Genomic DNA, 253 nt, shown 5'->3' on the forward strand with positions numbered 1-253 from the left:
CTGCAGGCCAGCCACGGGGCCTGCCCCACCATGCCGGGCAAGCTCAGCACCGCGCATGCCAGCGCGCCTGCGGCCATGCCGAGAGCGCAGCCCACAAGCCATTGCGCACGGGTGGAAAGGCGGGCCAGCAGCGCCTTGCCGCTGCATAGGGCCAGCAGCCACAGCAGTGTGGCAGGCAATGCGCCAGCCGTTGCCAGCGCAAGCCGCTCCAGCCACTGCAATGGGTTTTCGGCGCCAAACAACACCACCGTGG

Annotated in this window: 1 protein-coding gene; it reads right to left on the bottom strand. The window is 69.6% G+C overall.

What is annotated here, in order from left to right; translation table 11 throughout:
• Window positions 1–253 (bottom strand): hypothetical protein (locus tag ACS2QP_RS28210; protein WP_438883131.1); only part of this gene is annotated, 253 nt, incomplete at both ends.

Source organism: Bacillus cereus group sp. Bce019 (genome assembly GCF_051781745.1).
Classification (GTDB): domain Bacteria; phylum Bacillota; class Bacilli; order Bacillales; family Bacillaceae_G; genus Bacillus_A; species Bacillus_A cereus.